Here is a 19,641-nt window from a genome sequence, read left to right as displayed (position 1 = left end):
GCCGGCGGCCCGGCCGTGGACCCCGCCCGCCGGGGCGCCCGCACGGCCGAACCCGCCGGGTCCGGCCCAGCCGTCGCCCGCGGCCGGGAAGAGCCGGCGCCGGCTGTGGGGCCTGATCGCGGCGGCGGTGGTCGTCGTGGCCGCGCTCGTCGCCGGGTTCCTCGTGTTCACCAGCTCCGGGGAGCAGGCGGAGAGCGGCCGGACACTTTCGCAGTACGACTTCAAGTTCGTCGCCCCGGAGGACTGGGTCCAGACCGACGACCGGGTCGCCGACAAGCAGGTCGTGATCCACCCGCAGGAGTCCCGGGACGGCAACGACCTCGTGGTCGCGCAGGAGTACGTCATGGACTACGACGCGACCGCGGACCCGCAGAAGCTCGTCGACGAGATCAAGCAGCGCGCGGACACCGATCCCTACCACCGCTACAGCGCGTTCAACCCGAGCCTGTCGTACGCGGGCAAGACGGTGATCGGGTACCACGAGAGCAAGAAGGACCGGCCCGATCTCCAGGTCGACTGGTACGTCGTGGCGAAGGGCCGGATCCGCGTCCACGTCGGCTGCCAGTACGCCACGGCCCCGCTGCGCGACCGGGTCGCCGCGGCGTGCGCGCAAGCCGTGCGCACGGTCGAAATCCTCAACTGAGAGGAGGGCACGCGGTGCCGTCCGAAGAATTCGAGAGCGCCGCGGCGTCCTTCAGGCGCATCGGCCAGGACGCGGTGACGCACGCGCGTCGCGTCGCCGGGAACGCGAAGGCGCGCAATCAGCGGCACCACAGCGAAAACGCCGACCTCCTGAAGCGCAGCGGACGCGGCGCGAAGTCCGGCGACCCGACCCCGGGAACGCTGCGCGCGGCCGCCGAACGGTTCCGCCGCGCCCGCGGGCTCGCGGTTCCCGATCCGGTTCCTTCGCGTTCGCAATCTCCGGCCCAAGCCCCTCGATCGGGTGACGACGAAGAAGACTTTTCCCAGATGCGAATCATGCAGCGCGATCGGTGAAACCGGCGCGGCAGGTGCTGTGCGCGTGCTAATTTCGCTGGTGGGGAACACATTTTCGGGCGATGCGCCACCGGTTCGGGGAGTTCTCCGGACCCCCGCGGCGATCGGTTCCCGCGGCGGGCGTTAACGCAAGCAACTACTTCGGGGCAAAGCACGACAAGGGGGAACCGGACGTGGCAGTGTCTGCGTCGTAGGGCCGTACGAACGAACAAGCTTGGTACGGACAACACACCACCACTCTTATGAAGGGGGTACCGGTATGAGCGCCGGACAGGGATTCCAAGGGACAGTCGCCCAGTTCACCGAGGCCGAAGGCCGCGTGACCGAGGTTCGGGCCCAGATGGACCAGAACCTTTCGACGCTGCGCGACCGCATCGAGGCCACCCGCGCCGGCTGGCAGGGTGAAGCGCAGAAGGCCTTCGACCACGTGATGCTCCGCTTCGACGACGACGCCCGCGGCATGGCGCAGGCCCTGCAGCGCATCGGTGAGCTGCTCAAGGAAGCCGGCTCCAAGTACGAGCGTTCCGAGCAGCAGCAGCAGGAGATCCTCGGCGCCGTGAACCGCGGCTTCGACGCCCTCGGCTGAGCACCTTCCGAATCCTTTCTTCCCACCACCCAGCATCTTCAGCTCAAAAGGAGTAAGCCATGCCTGATGGCGCCGGCATTGTCGTCAATTACGCCACCATCCGCCAGGCCGCGGACGACTGCACGCAGACGGGCGGCGAGCTGCAGTCCGCCTTCGACCGCCTCAAGGACGACCTGCGTCCGCTGACCACCACCTGGACCGGTTCGGCGAAGGAGCAGTACGACGCCGCCCAGCGCACCTGGGACCAGAAGTTCGAGGACCTGAAGCAGGTTCTGGCGCAGATCGCCGCCGCCCTGCCGCAGATCGCCGACGGTTACCAGTCCACGGACAACGCCGTCGAAGGCCTGTTCTGAGCCGGTAGCCCCGGAAACCACGGCGGGCCCGCACTCCGGTGCGGGGCCCGCCGTTTTCTGTTGCCGGGCAGCAGAAAAAACTCAGTGCCAACCGAGGCTTCGCCTCGGGCCGGGGGCTTCGCCACCCGGACCCCCGAACAGCGGTCAGTGCGGGGCGCCGACCTCGTACTCGGGCCGGTCGTTGAGCACCCGCACGGTCACCTTCTTCTGCTGCCCGCCGATGGTCACCGTGCAGTCGAACGTCGTGCCGTTCTGCGCGGCTTCGTTCGCCGGGCACTGCGCGTTCTTCACGTCCGGCTCGCCGTAGCTCTCGTTGAGGACCTTGACCACACCGTCCTGAAGGGACTGTTGCTCCAGGACGTCCCCGCGGAACGCCCCCAGCAGCCACGCGGCACCGCCGCCGACCGCGAGCACCAGGACCGCGGCGAGGCCGATCAGCACCGGCTTCTTCGACTTCGGCTTCTTCGCCGGCTCAGCCGGGAACGCGCCCAGACCGCCGTACTGCGCCGGCTGGAACCCGCCGCCGTACTGCGGCTGCCCGTGGCCCGGCGTCGGCGTCGGCTGCTGCGCCGGCTGGGACGGCGGCTGCCACGGCCCGCTCTGCTGCCCCGGCTGCCACGGCCCGGAGAACGAGCCCGACGGCTGCCCCGGCTGCCACTGGCCGGTGTAGGACCCCGACACCGCGCCCGGGTCGGCGTGCTGCTGCCACTGCCCGGAGTGCGGGCCGGTCGCCTGCTGCTCGGGCTGCCACGCGCCGGGCTGCGGTGCGGCACCGGACGCGGGCGGCTGCCACCACTGCTGCGGCCGCTGCGGATCGGGTGGCTGGGACGGTGGGGTCATCGGAGATCACCTCGGGTCGTGGTCACGCCTCAGCTGCCCTGCGCTTCGCCGAGCCGGCGGTAGAAGTCGTCCATCGCCGCCCGGTCGGGCAGCACCGTGATCTGGCTCGCGTCCGGCAGCTTCGGCATGTCCTGCTGGCTCGCCTTGCCGGTGAACCGGAACTCGTACTTGAGCTCGAGCTGGTGGCCGTCGCCGGCGAACTTGGCCTCCATCACGAAGGAGACCAGGCTGCCGTCGGGGTTCAGCGTGATCGTGGCCGGGACCGCGGCCTTCTTCAGCTCGGGCCCGATCTTGCTCGTCAGGCTCGGCGGCAGGATCTCGACCTTCTTGTCGACGAAGATCCCGAACGGCACGTTCACCGTCAGCGCGGTCTTGCCGTCGCCGAGGCTCTTCGCGCCGCGGACCGCGCGCTTGTCGGCCTCGTACGCCGCCACGGTCGAGTCTGCCATCCGGCACGGCGTGAGCACCCCGCCCCAGACGCACGGGAGGACCAGGCCACCCTCCGGCTTCGGCATCGAAACCCACGCCGTCGGCGAGACGCCCTTCTGCACGTAGACCGGGCCGAGGTAGGTGTACTCGACCGGGCCGTCCGCGGGCGTGTACGTGTCGATGATCTCATCCGGGTTCTTCTGCGACCGGTGCCGCACCGCCCGGCTCTCCGGGTTGCCGGCCCGCGCCGACGTCACGGTGCTGTGGATCCACTTGTCGTCGAACTTGAAGTAGGCGTCCAGCGAGTTGGTGACGTCGCGCGAGTCGGTGATGGCGTCCGAGAGCTTGCCGATCACCTGCTCGAACTTGGCGCCGACGTAGTCCGCCGCGTCGTCGCCCTTCGGCAGCGCGGTGCCCGCCTTCGCCGTGCCGCAGGCGCTGACCAGGGCCAGTACGGCGCCCAGGACGAAGATCGCCGTCGGTCGTTTGCTCATGCCGTCCCCTGCTCAGCCGTGTCGCCCGGATGGCCCCATCCTCGCGTGTCGCGGTGGCGCGTGCAGGCGCTTCGGCGGGAAAAATCCGGTAGAGTCCCCGCTGCGCCCGGGCCGTTCGGAGCCTAGTATGGGCGCTTCCACCACCCCCGATGCGCGGGTGCGGTGACCGTGGGGGTATCTTCATATGTCGTTGTGCGCTGCGGCGCGTAAGCGCTAGGCCCGCACAGAACCCACACGCAATGTTGACGACGAGGTAGACCCTTGCCCACGTACAGCCCCAAGCCCGGCGACGTCACTCGTGCCTGGCACGTGATCGACGCCGAGGATGTCGTGCTCGGACGGCTGGCGACCGAGGTCGCCACGCTGCTGCGCGGCAAGCACAAGCCGACCTACGCCCCGCACGTGGACACCGGTGACTTCGTCATCATCGTCAACGCCGAGAAGGTCGCGCTCACCGGTAACAAGCGCGAGCAGAAGTTCGCCTACCGGCACAGCGGTTACCCGGGCGGTCTGCGGAAGCGCTCGTTCGGCGAGCTGCTGGACACCAAGCCCGAGCACCTTGTCGAGAAGGTCGTCAAGGGCATGCTGCCGAAGAACAAGCTCGGCCGCGCCCAGGCGAAGAAGCTGAAGGTGTACGCCGGCCCGCAGCACCCGCACGCCGCGCAGCAGCCGCAGGCGCGCGAGATCACCAAGATCGCGCAGGTCGCGCAGTGAGTGAGGAACAGTCTGTGACCAGCACCGAGACCGAGACCCCCGAGGTCGTCGAGGCCGCTGAAGTGTCCGAGGCGACCGAGACCGGCGCCGTCGCGACCAGCGAGAGCCCCGCCGCGCCGCGTCCGTCGCGTGCCGCCGGCGGCAACGCGCAGACCGTCGGCCGCCGCAAGGAAGCCGTCGTCCGCGTGCGGGTCGTCCCGGGCACCGGTGTGTTCAAGCTCAACGGCCGCACCCTCGAGGACTACTTCCCGAACAAGGTGCACCAGCAGCTCATCCGCGAGCCGCTGGTCACGGTCGAGAAGCCGGACTCCTTCGACATCTTCGCCAACCTCCACGGCGGCGGCGTCTCCGGCCAGGCCGGTGCGCTGCGCCTGGCGATCGCCCGTGCGCTCGTCGAGGTCGACGCCGACGACCGCCCGGCCCTCAAGAAGGCCGGCTTCCTGACCCGTGACGCGCGCGCCACGGAGCGGAAGAAGTACGGCCTCAAGAAGGCCCGCAAGGCCCCGCAGTACAGCAAGCGCTGATCGCGCCCAGGCGCGAACCACCGGAGCGCCCATCCGTCCATCGGATGGGCGCTCCGTTGTTTTCAGGATCGGGCGTTTTCGGGATCCGGCGTTTCGTCTCCGCGGTCCGGAGCGACACTCGGGGTGGGGGAGAGCGCTCCGTCAGGGTCGCTAGGTTGTCGTGGTCATTCCACAAGGAGGTCGATCGATGGCTCGCCTGTTCGGTACCGACGGGGTACGTGGCCTGGCCAACGCCGAGCTGACGCCGGAGCTGGCACTGGCGCTGGCGGCCAGCGCCGCCCGCGTGCTCGCCGCGCACGACCGCTCGCACCGGCCGGTCGCGGTCGTCGGCCGTGACCCGCGCGCCAGCGGCGAGATGCTCGAAGCCGCGGTCGTCGCCGGCCTCACCTCCGCAGGAGCCGACGTCCTGCGCGTCGGCGTCCTGCCGACGCCGGCCGTCGCCTACCTGGTCGGCTCGCTCGAAGCCGACCTGGGCGTGATGATCTCCGCGTCGCACAACCCGATGCCCGACAACGGCATCAAGCTCTTCGCCGCGGGCGGGCACAAGCTCCCCGACGGCATCGAGGACGAGATCGAAGCCGGCCTCGCGGACGGCAAGGTCCGCCCGACCGGGGCCGGTGTGGGCCGTGTCACCGACGTCGAGGACGCCCTCGACCGCTACGCCACCCACCTGGTCGACGCGACGCCGCACCCGCTGGCCGGGCTGAAGGTCGTCGTCGACTGCGCGAACGGGGCGTCGTCGGCCGCCGCGCCCGAGATCTACCGCCGGGCGGGCGCCGAGGTCGTCGCGCTGTTCGCCGAGCCGGACGGCGTCAACATCAACGAGCACTGCGGCTCGAACCACCCGGAGAAGCTGCGCGAGGCCGTCGTCGAGCACGGCGCGGACCTCGGCATCGCCCACGACGGCGACGCCGACCGCTGCGTGGCCGTCGACTCCGCGGGCGAGCTGGTGGACGGCGACCAGATCATGGCGGTCCTGGCGCTGGCGCTGGCCGAGAACGGCGAGCTGACCAAGGACACGCTGGTCGCGACCGTGATGAGCAACCTCGGCCTGCACCTGGCCATGAAGGCCCACAACATCACCGTCGTGACGACCGCGGTCGGCGACCGGTACGTCCTCGAGGAGCTGCGCGCGAGCGGCTTCGCCCTCGGCGGCGAGCAGTCCGGCCACGTCGTGCTGCCGGCCCACGCCACCACCGGTGACGGCCTGCTGACCGCGCTCCGCCTGATGAGCCGCATGGCCGAGACGGGCAAGTCCCTCGCCGACCTGGCGGCCGTGATGAACCGGCTGCCGCAGGTCCTGGTGAACGTCCCGGTCGCGGACAAGACGGCGGTCGCCCGGTCCGCCGAGGTCCGCGACGCGGTCGGTGCGGTCGAGGCCGAGCTGGGCGAGGAGGGCCGGGTGCTGCTGCGCCCGTCCGGCACCGAGCAGCTGGTCCGCGTGATGGTCGAGGCCACGGCCCAGTCCACGGCCCAGGCCGCGGCCGACCGCCTGGCCGGCGTCGTCTCAGCCGTCTCCTGACCCCCTCGTGAGTGGGAAACAGTGTTCTAACCCTGTTTCTCACTCACGACCACGTGCGCCGAGGCCAAGCCGTGGAAGATCGGGTGGTTCTTCCAGCGGACTTCGCCCACCCGGCAGCCGCCGCCGAGGACCTCGGCGAGGGCGGTGAGGGCGATCTCGCCCTCGGCCACCGCCACCCCGGAGCCCGGGCACGCGTGCCGGCCGAGGCCGAACGGCAGGCCGTCGGTCAGCGAGATCGCCACCGGGCCGTGCGGGCCGAAGCGCAGGACGTACCGGGCCGGGCAGATCGCCGTCACCAGTTCCCGCACGGTCCGCGGCCCCGAAGTCGCGAGCTCGAGACCCGCGCACGCCAGGAAGTTCAGCGAGTTCTCGTAGGCGGCGTGCGCCAGCACCACGGCGTTGATCATCAGCTCGTCCTCGTCGAGCCGCCCGGCCGCGTGGGCCTCCCGCAGCGCCGTCAGCCCGCCCGGCCCGGCCGGGGTCCGGCTCAGCTGCACGGCGAGCCGGAACGCCGCCGCCTGGCCGGCCCGGTCCCCACCGCCGAGGACGTCGAGGTTCGCCGTCGCCGCCTCCAGGCGGTCCAGGAAGCCGTCGTCCAGGTCGACCCCGAGCACCGCCGACGTCACCACCCCGGCCACCGGCCGCGCGAAGTCGTGCACGAGGTCGAACGACGTCCCCAGCCCCGCCACCACGTCCTCGATCGATGTGCGCACGGAAGCCGGGACCGGCTCCAGCCCGGCGATGATCTCCCGCAGCACCGCGCGCACGCGGGTGTGCTCGTCGCCGTCCCGCAGCAGCACGCTGGGCGAGCCGCCGCCCGGATCCGACGTCAGCGCGGGTGACCGCAGGGCACGGGCGCACGCGTCGCGGCCGGAGACGACGCCGATGCCGTGCCGTTCGAACTCGTCCATCGCTTCGACACGGTAGGGCAGGATGGGGCCGTGCCGCCCGCAGAAGTCCCGGACGACGTCCTGGCCACGCCGTTCACGGACCACCTGCTCCGCAACGCGCGCGAAGACCGCCCCGCGTTCACCTGCCGCACCTTCCCCGGGCCTGCCGACCACACGCTGACCTGGCCGCAGGTGCTCGCCCGCGTCCGCGGGGTCGCCCGCGAGCTGCGGCGCGTGACCCGGCCGGGTGACCGGGTGGCGATCGTCGCCCGGCAGGACCTCGGATACGTCACCGGCTTCCTCGGGACGCTCTACGCGGGGCGCGTCGCGGTGCCGTTGTCCGTCCCGACCGGCCGCACCGGCCGCGCCCGGGTCGAGTCGGCCTTCGCGGACGCCGCTCCGGCGGCCTGCCTGACCTCGAAGGACCTGCTCGACAAGGTCCCGCCGGTCACCGCGCTCGCCGTCGAGGACATCGAGCCCGGCGACGCCGAACCGCCCGCCCCGGTGGCGATGACCGATCCCGCGTACCTGCAGTACACGTCCGGCTCGACGCGCCGCCCGGCCGGCGCGGTGATTTCGCACCGCGCGCTGGTGGCCGCGTGCTGGCAGACCACGCGGTGCTACCACGCCGGCGCGTCGACCCCGCTGGCCGGCTGGGTGCCGTTCTTCCACGACATGGGCCTGGTCCTGCTGATCGGCACACCCGTCTTCCTCGGCTCGCGGTCGGTCTTCTTCACGCCGATGGAGTTCGTGCGCGACCCGCTGCGCTGGATCCGGCTGCTGGCCGAGCTCCCGGGCGTCGTCACCGCGGCGCCCAACTTCGCCTTCGACCTGGCCGCCGAGGCGGCGGGGGACCTCGAAGCCGTCGACCTCTCGCAGGTGAACTCGCTGCTCAACGGCAGTGAGCCGGTCCGCGCGGCCACCGTCGAGGCCTTCGAGCGGGCCTTCGCCCCCTTCGGGCTGCCCCGCGCCGCGCACAAGCCGTGTTACGGCCTGGCCGAGGCCACGGTGTTCGTCACGAGCGCGGGCGATGAGGGGCCCACGATCACGGCGTTCGACGGCGAGCCGCGGGTTTCGGTGGGGCGGCCGTATGGGCAGCGGGTCCGCATTGTCGACAAAGAGATCCAGGTGTCCGGGCCCAACGTCGCCGACGGGTACTGGGGCCGGGACGACGTGCTCGCCCCCGGCGGCTGGCTGCGGACCGGCGACCTCGGCTTCGTCCACGACGGCGAGCTCTACGTCACCGGGCGGCTCAAGGACCTGATCATCGTCGACGGCCGCAACCACCACCCGCAGGACATCGAGGCCACTGTGGAAGCCGCGCACCCGGGCATCCGGCGGGTCGCCGCGTTCGCCGTCCGGGACGGCCACGGCGAAGGCGTCGCGGTCGTGGCCGGGTGCGTCACGCGGGACGAGTCGGTCGAGACGGCCGTGCGGCGGGCCGTCTCGGCGGCCCACGACCTCCCGCTGCGCGCCCTGTGGCTGGTGCGGCCGGGCGAGGTGCCGCGTACGTCCAGTGGCAAGGTGTCCCGCGCCGCCGCCCGCGAGCGCTGGTGGGGCGAGAATGAGCGACATGGCTGACCCGGGCACCTACGTCGACGAAATCCGGCGGATCATCAGCTTCGCGCTGGAGATCCCGCCGGAGCGGCTCGCCGACACGACGCCGTTCGACGACCTCGGCATGACGTCCCGGCAGCGGATCCAGCTGCTGTCGCGGGTCGAGGTGACCTACGGCGTCTCGGTCGACATCGACGAGCTCGACCGGCTGGTGGACATCCGCGGCGTCGCCGAGGTGATCTCCGAGGCGGTCGCGGCGCAGCGCTCCGGCGGGTAGGTCCCGCGCGGGTGCACTTCGCGGAAGCCCAGGTGAGCCGCCCGGCCGGACGCTAGACTTCGTGTGCATCTGCGACGGCACCGATCGGTGTCCGGGCGCGTCACAGTCCCGGAACGACTGGGGACCTGTGGGATCGAAGGGGGCAGCGACCATGCCGAACGGCTACGAAGCGAGTTCGGAGGCGATGACGCGGGCGCAGATCCGCCTGGCGGACGTCGCCGACGACCCGGCGAACGAAGCGAAGAAGGTCGCGCCGACCGAAATCATCGCGGGCGACTTCGGCCGCGTGCACCAGGAGAGCTTCGGCAAGTACAAGGCCGGGATGGACGAAATCGGCGCGGGCATGACCGGTCTGTCGAACGCCCTGCTGAACCTGGGCAGCGGAATCGGCTCCGCGGGTGCCAAGTACACCACGCAGGAAGCGAACGCCGGCGCGACGGCGAACCAGGCCGGGGGTAACCGCTGATGGCCGAATGGGCTGAGATCAAGAAGGTCCTCGACGACCCGAACGTCTCCATGGAAGCAAAAACCAAGCTCATGGAGGAGTACAGCGAGGACACCTTCAACTTCAGCGATGAAGAAGAAGAGTATGCGAAGAAGTACATCGAGGGGTACTCCGACGACTTCTGGGGCAACGACTGGCTGCCGGGCTCGTCCGCGGACGTCGACGAGGCGCTGAAGGAAGCGCAGCAGGAAGCCGCGGCCAAGAACCAGGAGCACCAGCGCCAGACCGCCGAGCGCGACCAGGCGAAGAAGAACCTCGACGGAATCGGCGCGCCGTCGCTGGGGGCCGGCGCGAAGAGTTCCGACGAACAGCTCGACCAGGGCAACGTCGCGGTCGACCTGCTCGCGAAGTGGACCGACGAGGTCTGGAACCAGATCAAGGGCGGCGAGGGCGAGAAGAAGAACTCCCAGACGGAGCTCAAGGACAAGTTCCACGAGAACCGCGGGATCCAGTACCAGAAGTTCCTGGCCGACGCCGACGACCTGAGCAAGGCCCACAAGGTCGTCGAGGACGCGCTGACGAAGAGCGACACCGAGCTCCAGATCCTTTTCGACGCGTGGAAGGGCAAGGGCGCCAACGCGGCGGAGATCAAGTACGACGAGACGATCAAGCCGCACGCCAAGGAGCTGTCGCAGCAGATCGACGGCGCGGCCAAGCTGATCCCGCAGACCGTGACGCAGGTTTTCACCGCGGTCAAGAAGAAGGTCGACGAGGTCCTGCAGCTGCACCGCCCGGTGATCGCCGAGGCCGACATCCCGATGGCCAAGGACGTCCTCAAGGTCGCCAACGGCGAGACCGACGAGTTCGACGACTTCATGAAGGTCGCCGGCTGGGTCGACGCGGTCAACGCCAAGCACGGCAACAACTCGAACCTGGCCGAGCGGCTGCAGAACGACGACTGCGGCTTCAACGACGAGAACAAGGAATACGGCCGCAACGTCTGCCGGTACTGGCGCGACGGCGCGTTCTCGACCGAGTACAAGAGCCTGATCGCGGCGTTCGACGGGTCCTGCAAGGCGGCCAAGCAGACCATCGACCAGCAGTTCGGCGCGCTGGCCCGGTACATGGACGGCTACCGCAACCAGCTGACCGAGGCCAAGAACGAAGGCGGCGGGGACAAGACCGGGACCACCGGCAACACGGGGAACACCGGCAATACCGGGAACACGGGCAACACCGGGAGCACCGGTACCGGCAGCACCGGGAGCACGGGCAGCACAGGCAGCGGGTCCACGACGCCGTCGGCGGTCGAGCCCCCGAAGGCCGAAGAGCCCCCGAAGCCCGAAGAGGGCAAGAACCCGATCACCGGCAAGCCCCTGGAGGTCGACCCGTCGACCGGCGAGCCGTACCCGATCGACCCGAAGACCGGCGAAGCCATCAAGGACACCGACGACACGGACACGGTGTCGGTCAAGAAGGGCGACAACACGATCTCGATGTCCGAGCCCGACAAGGAGGGCAAGCAGGACATCTCCGTGGACGACGGCCACGGCAACAAGAAGGACTACCACCTCGACTGGGGCGACGACGACAAGGCCGAGGCCGGCAAGGACGCCGCGGGCAAGGACGGCGCCGCCGCGGACAAGGCGTCCTTCGGGCCGCAGGGCAGCCAGCAGGCGGTCAAGGAGGGCCAGCCCTCGGCCGACGGCTCCTACAAGCCGGGCCCGGACGGCAAGATCCACATCCAGGACGGCAACCTCAAGATCACCGCGGAGCGGCCGGAGGGCCCGGACGGCCCGACGATCGTGACGGTCGACGACGGCAAGGGCGAGCCGACCACCTACACCCTGGACGAGAAGGACGGGCCCAAGGCCGGGGACCTCAAGGCGGACGACCTCAAGGCGGACGTCAAGCCGGTGGGCGCGGACATCCCGCACGACGCGAACGCCGAGTCCCCGCTGACGAGGGACCCCGCGCCGGCCAACCCGGATCCGGGCTTCACGCGCAGCGAAGCGGCCTCGGGCGGCGGCGGGTTCACCACACCCGGCGGTTTCGAGGGTGACCTCGGCGGCGGCAGCAGCGTCGGGGCCGAGCCCGCGGTGGCGACGGCCGACGCCGGTGCCGGTTCGGCTGGGGACGCGACCACGACGGCCGGCGCGAGCGACTTCGGTTCGGCCATCACCGGCGGCGCGACGCCGGACTTCGCCGGCGCCGTCTCGCTGGACCCGGGTGCCCAGACCGGCAGCGACGCTTCGCTGCCGATGTCCGACGGCGGCGGCGGGCTCGGCGCGACCCCGGTCGACCCGGGCGCGCACCAGGCCGCGGCGAGTTCGTCGAGCATGAGCGGCATGTCCGGGATGGGCGGCATGGGCATGATGGGCGGCATGGGCGGGGCGCCCGGCGGTGGCGGCGGCGACCAGCAGCGCGGGGCCAGCCAGTACCGCATCGAGGGCGGCGTGTTCGAGACGAGCGGCGCGAAGGGCCGCATCAGCGGCTCGCTCGACGACGAGGGTGACCGTTCGATCCGGTACGACCGGTGACGAGGGCCGAGGAGGGCCGATGAGTGAGCTAGCGAACGAATCATTCAACACAGCGCTCGCCGCTCAGGCCGAGCCGAGCGTCAGCGAGGCCGGCGCATGAGTGAGCTTGCGAACGAATCATTCAACACAGCGCTCGCCGCTCAGGCCGAGCCGAGCGTCAGCGAGGCCGGCGCATGAGCAGCGCCGAAGACCGGTATCGCGCGGCGATTTCGACGATGGAAGCGGCGGCGCGGGAGCAGGACGAGCAGCGCGGGCTGCGCGAACGCCGGCTCGCCGAGGCCCAGCAGCAGGTCCGCGAGGGCATGCGGCAGGAGCTGGCCGCCGCGCAGAAGTACGCCGAGCACATGGACGAGCTCACCAAGCGCAAGCAGAGCGCGGGCGGCTGGGCGACGGAGAAGACGCTGGCCGACAAGTCCCGCGAGTCGCTGATGGAGTTCGGCGTCCACGACGAAGAGGCGGACACCGGCTACACGAACTACCCGACGCCGAGCTACGGAACCCCGGCCGCGACGGTCCCGCCGCGTCCGGAACCGGCCCCGGAACCGCCGCCGGCGCCCGAGCCGCAGCGGCGTGGGCGGCACGCGCGTCAGCCTGACGACGAGGACGACTTCTCCAGCACGAGCTGGCTGGTCTGATCCGGGGGCCCGCCTGCGTCAGTGGGCGGGCTCCTCTTCGCGCTCGATGGGGGCGCGCTTGACGTCCGCCTCGAGCAGCGGCCGGTACTTGTCGGTGCCGGTGAGGTGGGTCAAGAAGAACGCCGTGAACAGCGCGCGGGTGAGCTGCTGGGTCTTGCGGTGCGGCTTGCCGTGCAGGAACAGCTGGGACCAGTGCCTGCCCTCGGTGACGCCCAGGTGGGACGCCTTGCCGAGGAACCGCAGCTGGACGTCGTCACCGCCCCAGGCGCCGGCGATCGCTTCGGCGTGCGCGACGGCGGGGGCGACCAGGTCGTCCTCGGCGGCGAGGTGCAGGCCGGGAACGGTGATCGCCTTCGCCGACTCGGTGGCCGACGGGAGCGTCTGGGCCGCGGTGATCGTGGCGACGGCCTTGATCCGCGGGTTGTCGGCTTGGGCGTCCTGCGCCGCGGCCAGGACGGCGGAGCCGCCGCCGCTCGAGTGGCCGGCGAGACCGAGCTTGGCCGGGTCGACGCTGATGCCGTCCGGACCGAGCCGCACGGTGGTGACGACGTCGAGGGTGGTCAGCAGATCGGCGGCGAGCAGCCGGTGCGACGGCAGCGGCCCCCGCTGGGTGGCCGGCGCGGCGGCGACGATGCCCCAGCTGGCGAGGTGGCGCAGCAGCTCCCGGTAGCGATCGGGCGGCTGCAGCCACCCGTGCCCGAAGGCCACGGCCGGCAACCCGAGCCCGGCGCGCGGCGTGAACACCACGCCGGGCAGCCCGACCAGGGCGAGGTTGCCCCGCAGGACCTCGTGCGGACCCGGGTGCGTCAACTCCGCGAGCAGCTGCTTGGGCTTGCTGGCCATGGTCGGAACCCTACTGTGCGAGCCCACCCACGGCTCGCCCGCCGCCCCGGCGCGCCGCAACGGTCGGCTTGCGTACCTGGGCGGTCGGCCTGCGCACCCGGGCGGTCGGCGTGCGTACCGGGGCGGTCGGCCTGCGTACCTGGGCGGTCGGTTTGCCCAGCTGCACAGTCGGCCCGCGGGGGCGCCCCCCGTTTTCCACTTTACCGGCCGGCACCGACGGTTCCGGTCGTCCGAGCGACCCGGGGCGACCTGCCGGGGTCTATTGGTTCGAACCATGTCGGAGGGATTCCCGCAGGTCGGCGGAGGATCTCGGACCCCGTCAGCCCGCTGAATGTCCCTCGTTAGGCTGGTGAGCGTGTGTGGAATCGTGGGATATGTCGGGCACCGCCCGGCTCTGGACGTCGTCCTCGGCGGGCTCCGGCGCATGGAGTACCGCGGTTACGACTCCGCCGGTGTCGCGGTCCTCGACGGCGGCGGTGCGCTGACCGTCGAGCGCAAGGCGGGCCGGCTGGCGAACCTGGAAGCCCGGCTCGACGAGGTCGGCCGCGAGCACTTCGGCGGCACCGCCGGCATGGGGCACACCCGCTGGGCCACCCACGGCGCCCCGGTCGACCGCAACTCCCACCCGCACCGGGACGCCTCGCAGCGCGTCGCCGTCGTGCACAACGGGATCATCGAGAACTTCGCCGCCCTCCGCGCCGAGCTGGAGGCCGACGGCGTCGAGATGGCCAGCGACACCGACACCGAAACCGCCGCCCACCTGGTGGCCCGCGCGTACACCGAAGGCGACACCAAGGGCGACCTCACGGCCAGCGTCGCCGCCGTCTGCCGCCGGCTCGAAGGCGCGTTCACCCTGGTCGTGACGCACGCCGACCACCCGGACACGATCGTGGCCGCCCGCCGGTCGTCGCCGCTGGTCGTCGGGGTCGGGGACGGCGAGCACTTCGTCGCCTCCGATGTCGCCGCCTTCATCGAGCACACCCGCGAGGCCGTCGAGCTCGGGCAGGACCAGCTCGTCGTCATCACCCGCGAGGGCTACGAGGTCCTGGACTTCCACGGCGACGCCGCCCAAGCGAAGCCGTTCACCGTCGACTGGGACCTCTCCGCCGCCGAAAAGGGCGGCCACGAGTACTTCATGCTCAAGGAGATCGAGGAGCAGCCCGAAGCGCTGGCCAACACGCTGCGCGGCCACTTCGAGTCCGGCCGGATCATCCTCGACGAGCAGCGCATCTCCGACCAGGACCTCCGCGACGTCGACAAGGTCTTCGTCGTCGCGTGCGGGTCGGCCTACCACTCCGGCCTGGTCGCCAAGTACGCCATCGAGCACTGGACGCGGCTGCCGGTCGAGGTCGAACTGGCCAGCGAGTTCCGCTACCGCGACCCGGTCCTCGACCGCGACACGCTGGTCGTCGCCGTGAGCCAGTCCGGCGAGACGGCGGACACGCTCGAAGCCGTCCGGCACGCGCGCGAGCAGAAGGCGCGCGTCCTCGCCGTCTGCAACACCAACGGCGCGCAGATCCCGCGCGAGTCCGACGCCGTCCTCTACACCCACGCCGGCCCCGAGATCGGCGTCGCCTCGACCAAGGCGTTCCTCGCCCAGATCGCGGCCAACTACCTCGTCGGCCTGGCGCTGGCGCAGGCTCGTGGCACGAAGTACCCGGACGAGGTCGCCCGCGAGTTCGCCGAGCTGGAGGCCATGCCCGCGGCCGTCCAAAAGGTACTGTCCACTGTGGATCAGGTCCGCGACCTCGGTCGCCGGATCGCGGACTCCAAGGCCGTGCTCTTCCTCGGCCGGCACGTCGGCTTCCCGGTCGCCCTCGAGGGCGCGCTGAAGCTCAAGGAACTCGCGTACATGCACGCCGAGGGCTTCGCCGCCGGCGAGCTCAAGCACGGCCCGATCGCGCTTATCGAGGACGGCCTGCCGGTCGTCGTCGTGATGCCGTCGCCCAAGGGCCGCGCGGTGCTGCACTCGAAGCTCGTGTCGAACATCAGCGAGATCCAGGCCCGCGGCGCGCGCACGATCGTGATCGCCGAGGAGGGTGACGAGACGGTCCGGCCGTTCGCCGACGAGCTCATCGAGGTCCCCGCGGTGCCGACGCTGCTGCAGCCGCTCGTGTCCACCGTGCCGCTGCAGGTGCTGGCCGCGGAGATCGCCCGCGCCCGCGGGTACGACGTCGACAAGCCGCGTAACCTGGCGAAGTCCGTCACCGTCGAGTAAGCGGAGGCCCCGCCGTGCAAGGAATCTGGACCACGGAACGGATTCGCGAGGCGGAGGGGCGGGCGTTCGCCGTCACGCCCGAAGGCGAGCTGATGCGGCGGGCGTCCTTCGGGCTCGCGGTGCAGATCGCGGACCTCCTGGAGGACCACACCGGCGGCGTGTCCGGCCGCCGGGTCGTGCTCCTGGCCGGTTCGGGCGACAACGGCGGCGACGCGCTCTGGGCCGGGGCGTTCCTGCGCCGTCGCGGAGCCGCCGTCACGGCGATCCTGCTCAAGCCGGAGAAAGCCCACGCCAAAGGACTCGCGGCGCTGAAGCGGGCCGGGGGACGCGCGGTGTCCGTCGCGGACGGTCCACAGTGGATCGCGCAGGCCGACGTCGTGGTCGACGGGATCGTCGGCATCTCCGGCCGCGGCTCCCTGCGGCCGGACGCGGCCCGGCTGGTCGAGCTGGTCGAGGCCCCGATCGTCGCGGTCGACCTGCCCAGCGGTGTCGACCCGGACACCGGCGCGGTCGACGGCCCGGCCGTCACAGCCGTCCGCACGGTGACGTTCGGCGCGCTCAAGCCGGTCCACGTGCTCGCGCCCGCCCACTGCGGCGAGGTCGTGCTGGTCGACATCGGCCTCGAGCTGGCCGACCCCGATCTCCGGCGCCTCGACGTCGTCGACGTCGCCGCGGCCTGGCCGGTGCCCGGCCCGGACGACGACAAGTACAGCCAGGGCGTCGTCGGCATCGCGGCGGGCTCGGCGACGTACCCGGGCGCGGCGGTGCTCGCGTCGGGCTCGGCGGTCCGGGCGACCTCGGGCCTCGTGCGCTACGCGGGCCACGCGGCCGACGTCGTCCGCGCGCAGTGGCCGGAGATCATCGCGACGGGCACGGTCGCGGACGCCGGCCGCGTCCAGGCGTGGGTGGTCGGGCCGGGCATCGGCACCGGCGCCGAAGGGCGGGACGTGCTGCGGTACGTCCTGGGCCAGGGCGTCCCGGTCTGCGCGGACGCCGACGCCACGACGATCATCGCGAAGTCCCCGGACGTCCTCGACGCGCGCGACCCGGACACCCCGCTGGTCCTGACCCCGCACGCGGGCGAGTACGAGCGCCTGATGGGCCGCAAGCCGGGCGCGGACCGCGTGACGGCGGCGCGCGAAGCGGCGAAGAAGTACGACGCGGTGGTGCTGCTGAAGGGCCACTGCACGGTGATCGCGGCTCCGGACGGCCGGGTCGCCGTGAACAAGCCCCGAGGCGCCTGGCTGGCGACGGCCGGTTCGGGTGACGTGCTGTCGGGCCTGGTGGGCGCCCTCCTCGCCGCGGGCCTGGACCCTTGGCTGGCCGCGGCGGCCGCCGCCGACGTCCACTCGCTGGCCGGGGCGATCGCCGCCCAGAACGCGCCGACCTCGGCGTCCGGTCTGGTCCACGCCATCCCGGAGGCCATCCTGGCGATCCGCTCGCTAACGTCCTGAGAAGACTTATCGAGTTCTCTGTTAACTTCGCGCGCCAAATCTGGTAAGAAGTGCGTGTGAGCGGCGGCACAGCACCTGCATCATCCTCGGGGGACCGGAAGACCCGGCCGTCCGATGCTGTCGTCGAGCAGCGCCGGCAGGACATCCTCGACCACGTCATCGAGCAGGGCGAGGTCCGGATCGACGACCTGACCGCGCGCTTCAAGGTCAGCTTGATGACCATGCACCGCGACCTCGACGACCTGGCCGAACGCCGGCTCCTGCGCAAGCTGCGCGGCAAGGTCGAGGCCTACCCGGCGCTCACCATCGAGTCCGCCGCCCGCTTCCGCGACACGCTCCACCACGGCGAGAAGGAAGCCCTCGGCCAGGCCGCCGCGAACCACGTGCAGCCCGGCCAGACCGTCTTCGTCGACGACTCCACGACGCTCCTCCCGCTGGTCAAGCGGCTCGCCGAGATCGACGCGCTCACCGTCGTCACCAACTCGCTGCACGCCGCCCGTCTCCTCGGGCCCAAGGTCGAGGTCGTCCTCGCCGGCGGCCGCTACAGCCACGAGTACGACTCCTGCGCCGGACCGGAAGTCCTCAACCTGCTCGACTCGATCCGCGCCGACGTCTCGTTCGTCTCGGTCACCGCGGTCGCCGTCGGCCGCCTGTTCCACCCGGATCGCGACTACGCCGAGCTCAAGAAGGCCGCGCTGAAGGTCGCGAACCACACCGTCCTCGTCGTCGACCACTCGAAGTTCGGCCGCACCGCCACCTACGCGCACGGCGACGTCGGCGACTACGACCTGCTGATCACGGGCCAGGCCACGCCCACCGAGGAGATCGAGGCCGCGCTCAACGCCGGCACCGCGATCGAGATCGTCGAACACGTCGCAGAGGGGCAGCCCTATGACAGCTGAACTGGTCGCCGGCATCGACTCGTCCACGCAGTCGACCAAGGTCGTCGTGTGTGACGCGAGGACCGGCGAGATCGTCCGCACCGGCCGCGCGCCGCACCCCGACGGCACCGAGGTCGCCCCCGCCGCCTGGTGGGACGCCTTCCAGGAGGCCACCGGGGGCCTGCTCGACGGCGTCCGGGCCATCGGCGTCGGCGGGCAGCAGCACGGCATGGTCACGCTGGACGAAAACAACGACGTCGTCCGGCCGGCGCTGCTCTGGAACGACACCCGCTCCGCGCAGGCGGCGCTCGACCTCGTCGAAGAGCTCGGCGGCCCGTCGGCCTGGGCGAAGTCCGTCGGCTCGGTGCCGGTCGCCAGCTTCACCGTGACGAAGCTGCGCTGGCTGGCCGAGAACGAGCCCAAGCTCGCCGACCGCGTCACGCGCGTGCTGCTCCCACACGACTGGCTGACCTGGAAGCTCACCGGCGGCGACCCGGTCACCGACCGCGGTGACGCCTCCGGCACCGGCTACTTCTCGCCGACCGACAACGCCTACCGCCTCGACGTCCTCAGCCACGCCTTCGGCGGCCGGACACCGGAGCTGCCCACCGTGCTCGGCCCGGCCGACGCCGCCGGCCACACCCCCGACGGCGTGCTCGTCTCCGCCGGCACCGGCGACAACATGGCGGCCGCGCTCGGACTGGAGCTCAAGCCCGGTGACGCCGTCGTCTCGCTCGGCACCAGCGGCACCGTGTTCGGCGTCGCCGAGACCGGCGCGGCCGACGTCAGCGGTGAGGTCGCCGGGTTCGCCGACGCCACCGGCCGCTTCCTCCCGCTCGCCTGCACCCTCAACGCCGCCCGTGTCCTCACCGCGACGGCCGCGATGCTCGGCGCGACGCTGAGCGAGTTCGACCGCCTCGCCCTGGCCGCCGCGCCCGGCGCCGGCGGCCTGACCTTCCTGCCGTACCTGGACGGCGAGCGCACCCCGAACCTGCCCGGCGCCACCGGCTCCCTGTCCGGGCTGACCAGGGACAACATGACCCCGGAGAACCTCGCGCGCAGTGCCGTCGAAGGCATGCTCTGCGGCCTGGCCGCCGGTCTCGACGCGGTGCGCGCGCACGGCCTCGACGTCCAGCGCGTGCTGCTGATCGGCGGGGGCGCGCAGTCGCGGGCCGTCCGCGCGGTCGCTCCGCTGGTCTTCGGCGTGCCGGTGCAGCTGCCCGAAGTCGCCGAGTACGTCGCGCTGGGCGCGGCGCGGCAGGCGGCGTGGGCCCTTGCGTCCAGTGCGGAACCCCCGTTCTGGCAGGAGAACCAGAAGCTCCGGCTCGAGCTGGACGAGCCGACCGAGGCGCAGCGCGCCGAGGGCCACCGGATCCAGCAGCGCCACCTCGAAGCCCGCGAAGCGGCTTACGGGGTCCGGCGGAATCTCGGAGAGGACTGACC

The 19,641-nt window shown here is 71.6% G+C and carries 20 protein-coding genes; 16 read left to right on the top strand and 4 right to left on the bottom strand.

Going from position 1 to position 19,641, the window contains the following annotated elements; genetic code table 11:
• From IE317_RS35200 to IE317_RS35185, 4 genes are all read left to right on the top strand, one after another.
• Positions 1-643 (top strand): type VII secretion-associated protein (locus IE317_RS35200; protein ID WP_191315684.1); only part of this gene is annotated, 643 nt, incomplete at its 5' end.
• A gap of 14 nt (positions 644-657) precedes the next feature.
• Positions 658-996, top strand: coding sequence for a hypothetical protein (locus IE317_RS35195; protein WP_191315683.1), 339 nt, complete (start codon positions 658-660; stop codon positions 994-996).
• 259 nt (positions 997-1,255) lie between these two features.
• Entirely contained in the window at positions 1,256-1,582 is a 327-nt protein-coding gene (locus tag IE317_RS35190; protein ID WP_191315682.1) for a WXG100 family type VII secretion target, read from the top strand.
• A 59-nt stretch (positions 1,583-1,641) separates the two neighbouring features.
• Positions 1,642-1,935, top strand: a complete 294-nt coding sequence (locus IE317_RS35185; protein WP_191315681.1) for a WXG100 family type VII secretion target — start codon at positions 1,642-1,644, stop codon at positions 1,933-1,935.
• 144 nt (positions 1,936-2,079) lie between these two features.
• Here IE317_RS35185 and IE317_RS35180 read toward each other — a convergent pair whose 3' ends face one another.
• Positions 2,080-2,775: a DUF4333 domain-containing protein gene (locus tag IE317_RS35180; RefSeq protein ID WP_191315680.1), complete on the bottom strand. Its 696-nt coding sequence runs from the start codon at positions 2,773-2,775 to the stop codon at positions 2,080-2,082.
• 29 nt (positions 2,776-2,804) lie between these two features.
• A complete protein-coding gene (locus IE317_RS35175) occupies positions 2,805-3,698 on the bottom strand; it encodes a hypothetical protein (RefSeq protein ID WP_191315679.1) in 894 nt (297 codons plus the stop codon).
• 261 nt (positions 3,699-3,959) lie between these two features.
• Here IE317_RS35175 and rplM point away from each other — a divergent pair, with 261 nt between their 5' ends.
• The 3 genes from rplM (at position 3,960) to glmM (ending at position 6,458) form a co-directional block, all read left to right on the top strand.
• Positions 3,960-4,412 (top strand): 50S ribosomal protein L13, encoded by a 453-nt coding sequence (rplM, locus tag IE317_RS35170; RefSeq protein WP_004560141.1) that lies wholly within the window; start codon positions 3,960-3,962, stop codon positions 4,410-4,412.
• Between the two features lie 14 nt (positions 4,413-4,426).
• Complete coding sequence (gene rpsI, locus IE317_RS35165) at positions 4,427-4,936, top strand: 30S ribosomal protein S9 (RefSeq protein WP_191315678.1); 510 nt, start codon at positions 4,427-4,429, stop codon at positions 4,934-4,936.
• A 187-nt stretch (positions 4,937-5,123) separates the two neighbouring features.
• Complete coding sequence (gene glmM, locus IE317_RS35160) at positions 5,124-6,458, top strand: phosphoglucosamine mutase (RefSeq protein WP_191315677.1); 1,335 nt, start codon at positions 5,124-5,126, stop codon at positions 6,456-6,458.
• Between the two features lie 26 nt (positions 6,459-6,484).
• On the opposite strand, the gene IE317_RS35155 is transcribed toward glmM, so the two are convergent.
• Entirely contained in the window at positions 6,485-7,369 is an 885-nt protein-coding gene (locus IE317_RS35155) for a cytochrome P450 (RefSeq protein WP_191315676.1), read from the bottom strand.
• 30 nt (positions 7,370-7,399) lie between these two features.
• On the opposite strand from IE317_RS35155, the gene IE317_RS35150 reads away from it, so the two are divergent.
• The 5 genes from IE317_RS35150 (at position 7,400) to IE317_RS35130 (ending at position 12,802) form a co-directional block, all read left to right on the top strand.
• Positions 7,400-8,929, top strand: a complete 1,530-nt coding sequence (locus IE317_RS35150) for a fatty acyl-AMP ligase (RefSeq protein ID WP_191315675.1) — start codon at positions 7,400-7,402, stop codon at positions 8,927-8,929.
• Positions 8,922-9,182: an acyl carrier protein gene (locus tag IE317_RS35145; protein WP_191315674.1), complete on the top strand. Its 261-nt coding sequence runs from the start codon at positions 8,922-8,924 to the stop codon at positions 9,180-9,182. Before IE317_RS35150 ends, IE317_RS35145 begins: the two co-directional genes overlap by 8 nt.
• Before the next feature lie 151 nt (positions 9,183-9,333).
• The gene (locus IE317_RS35140) at positions 9,334-9,648 is read left to right on the top strand and encodes a hypothetical protein (protein WP_229903065.1); all 315 of its coding nucleotides are present in this window, start codon (positions 9,334-9,336) and stop codon (positions 9,646-9,648) included.
• A complete protein-coding gene (locus IE317_RS35135; RefSeq protein WP_191315673.1) occupies positions 9,648-12,167 on the top strand; it encodes a WXG100 family type VII secretion target in 2,520 nt (839 codons plus the stop codon). Before IE317_RS35140 ends, IE317_RS35135 begins: the two co-directional genes overlap by 1 nt.
• Positions 12,168-12,340: 173 nt before the next feature.
• The gene (locus IE317_RS35130; protein ID WP_191315672.1) at positions 12,341-12,802 is read left to right on the top strand and encodes a hypothetical protein; all 462 of its coding nucleotides are present in this window, start codon (positions 12,341-12,343) and stop codon (positions 12,800-12,802) included.
• A gap of 18 nt (positions 12,803-12,820) precedes the next feature.
• On the opposite strand, the gene IE317_RS35125 is transcribed toward IE317_RS35130, so the two are convergent.
• Entirely contained in the window at positions 12,821-13,645 is an 825-nt protein-coding gene (locus tag IE317_RS35125) for a dienelactone hydrolase family protein (RefSeq protein ID WP_191315671.1), read from the bottom strand.
• A 355-nt stretch (positions 13,646-14,000) separates the two neighbouring features.
• Here IE317_RS35125 and glmS point away from each other — a divergent pair, with 355 nt between their 5' ends.
• The 4 genes from glmS to xylB are packed head-to-tail and all read left to right on the top strand — an operon-like array spanning position 14,001 to position 19,639.
• Complete coding sequence (gene glmS, locus IE317_RS35120) at positions 14,001-15,863, top strand: glutamine--fructose-6-phosphate transaminase (isomerizing) (RefSeq protein ID WP_191315670.1); 1,863 nt, start codon at positions 14,001-14,003, stop codon at positions 15,861-15,863.
• A gap of 14 nt (positions 15,864-15,877) precedes the next feature.
• The gene (locus IE317_RS35115; RefSeq protein ID WP_191315669.1) at positions 15,878-17,317 is read left to right on the top strand and encodes an NAD(P)H-hydrate dehydratase; all 1,440 of its coding nucleotides are present in this window, start codon (positions 15,878-15,880) and stop codon (positions 17,315-17,317) included.
• Positions 17,318-17,373: 56 nt separating this feature from the next.
• On the top strand, positions 17,374-18,219 hold the full coding sequence (locus IE317_RS35110; RefSeq protein ID WP_191315668.1) for a DeoR/GlpR family DNA-binding transcription regulator: 846 nt from the start codon (positions 17,374-17,376) through the stop codon (positions 18,217-18,219).
• On the top strand, positions 18,209-19,639 hold the full coding sequence (xylB, locus tag IE317_RS35105) for a xylulokinase (RefSeq protein ID WP_191315667.1): 1,431 nt from the start codon (positions 18,209-18,211) through the stop codon (positions 19,637-19,639). Before IE317_RS35110 ends, xylB begins: the two co-directional genes overlap by 11 nt.
• Positions 19,640-19,641: the final 2 nt, after the last annotated feature.

The organism is Amycolatopsis bullii (genome assembly GCF_014654205.1).
Classification (GTDB): Bacteria; Actinomycetota; Actinomycetes; order Mycobacteriales; family Pseudonocardiaceae; genus Amycolatopsis; species Amycolatopsis plumensis.
The sequence above is the reverse complement of the archived record's forward strand: the minus strand, read 5'-3'. Positions and strand labels throughout refer to the sequence as shown.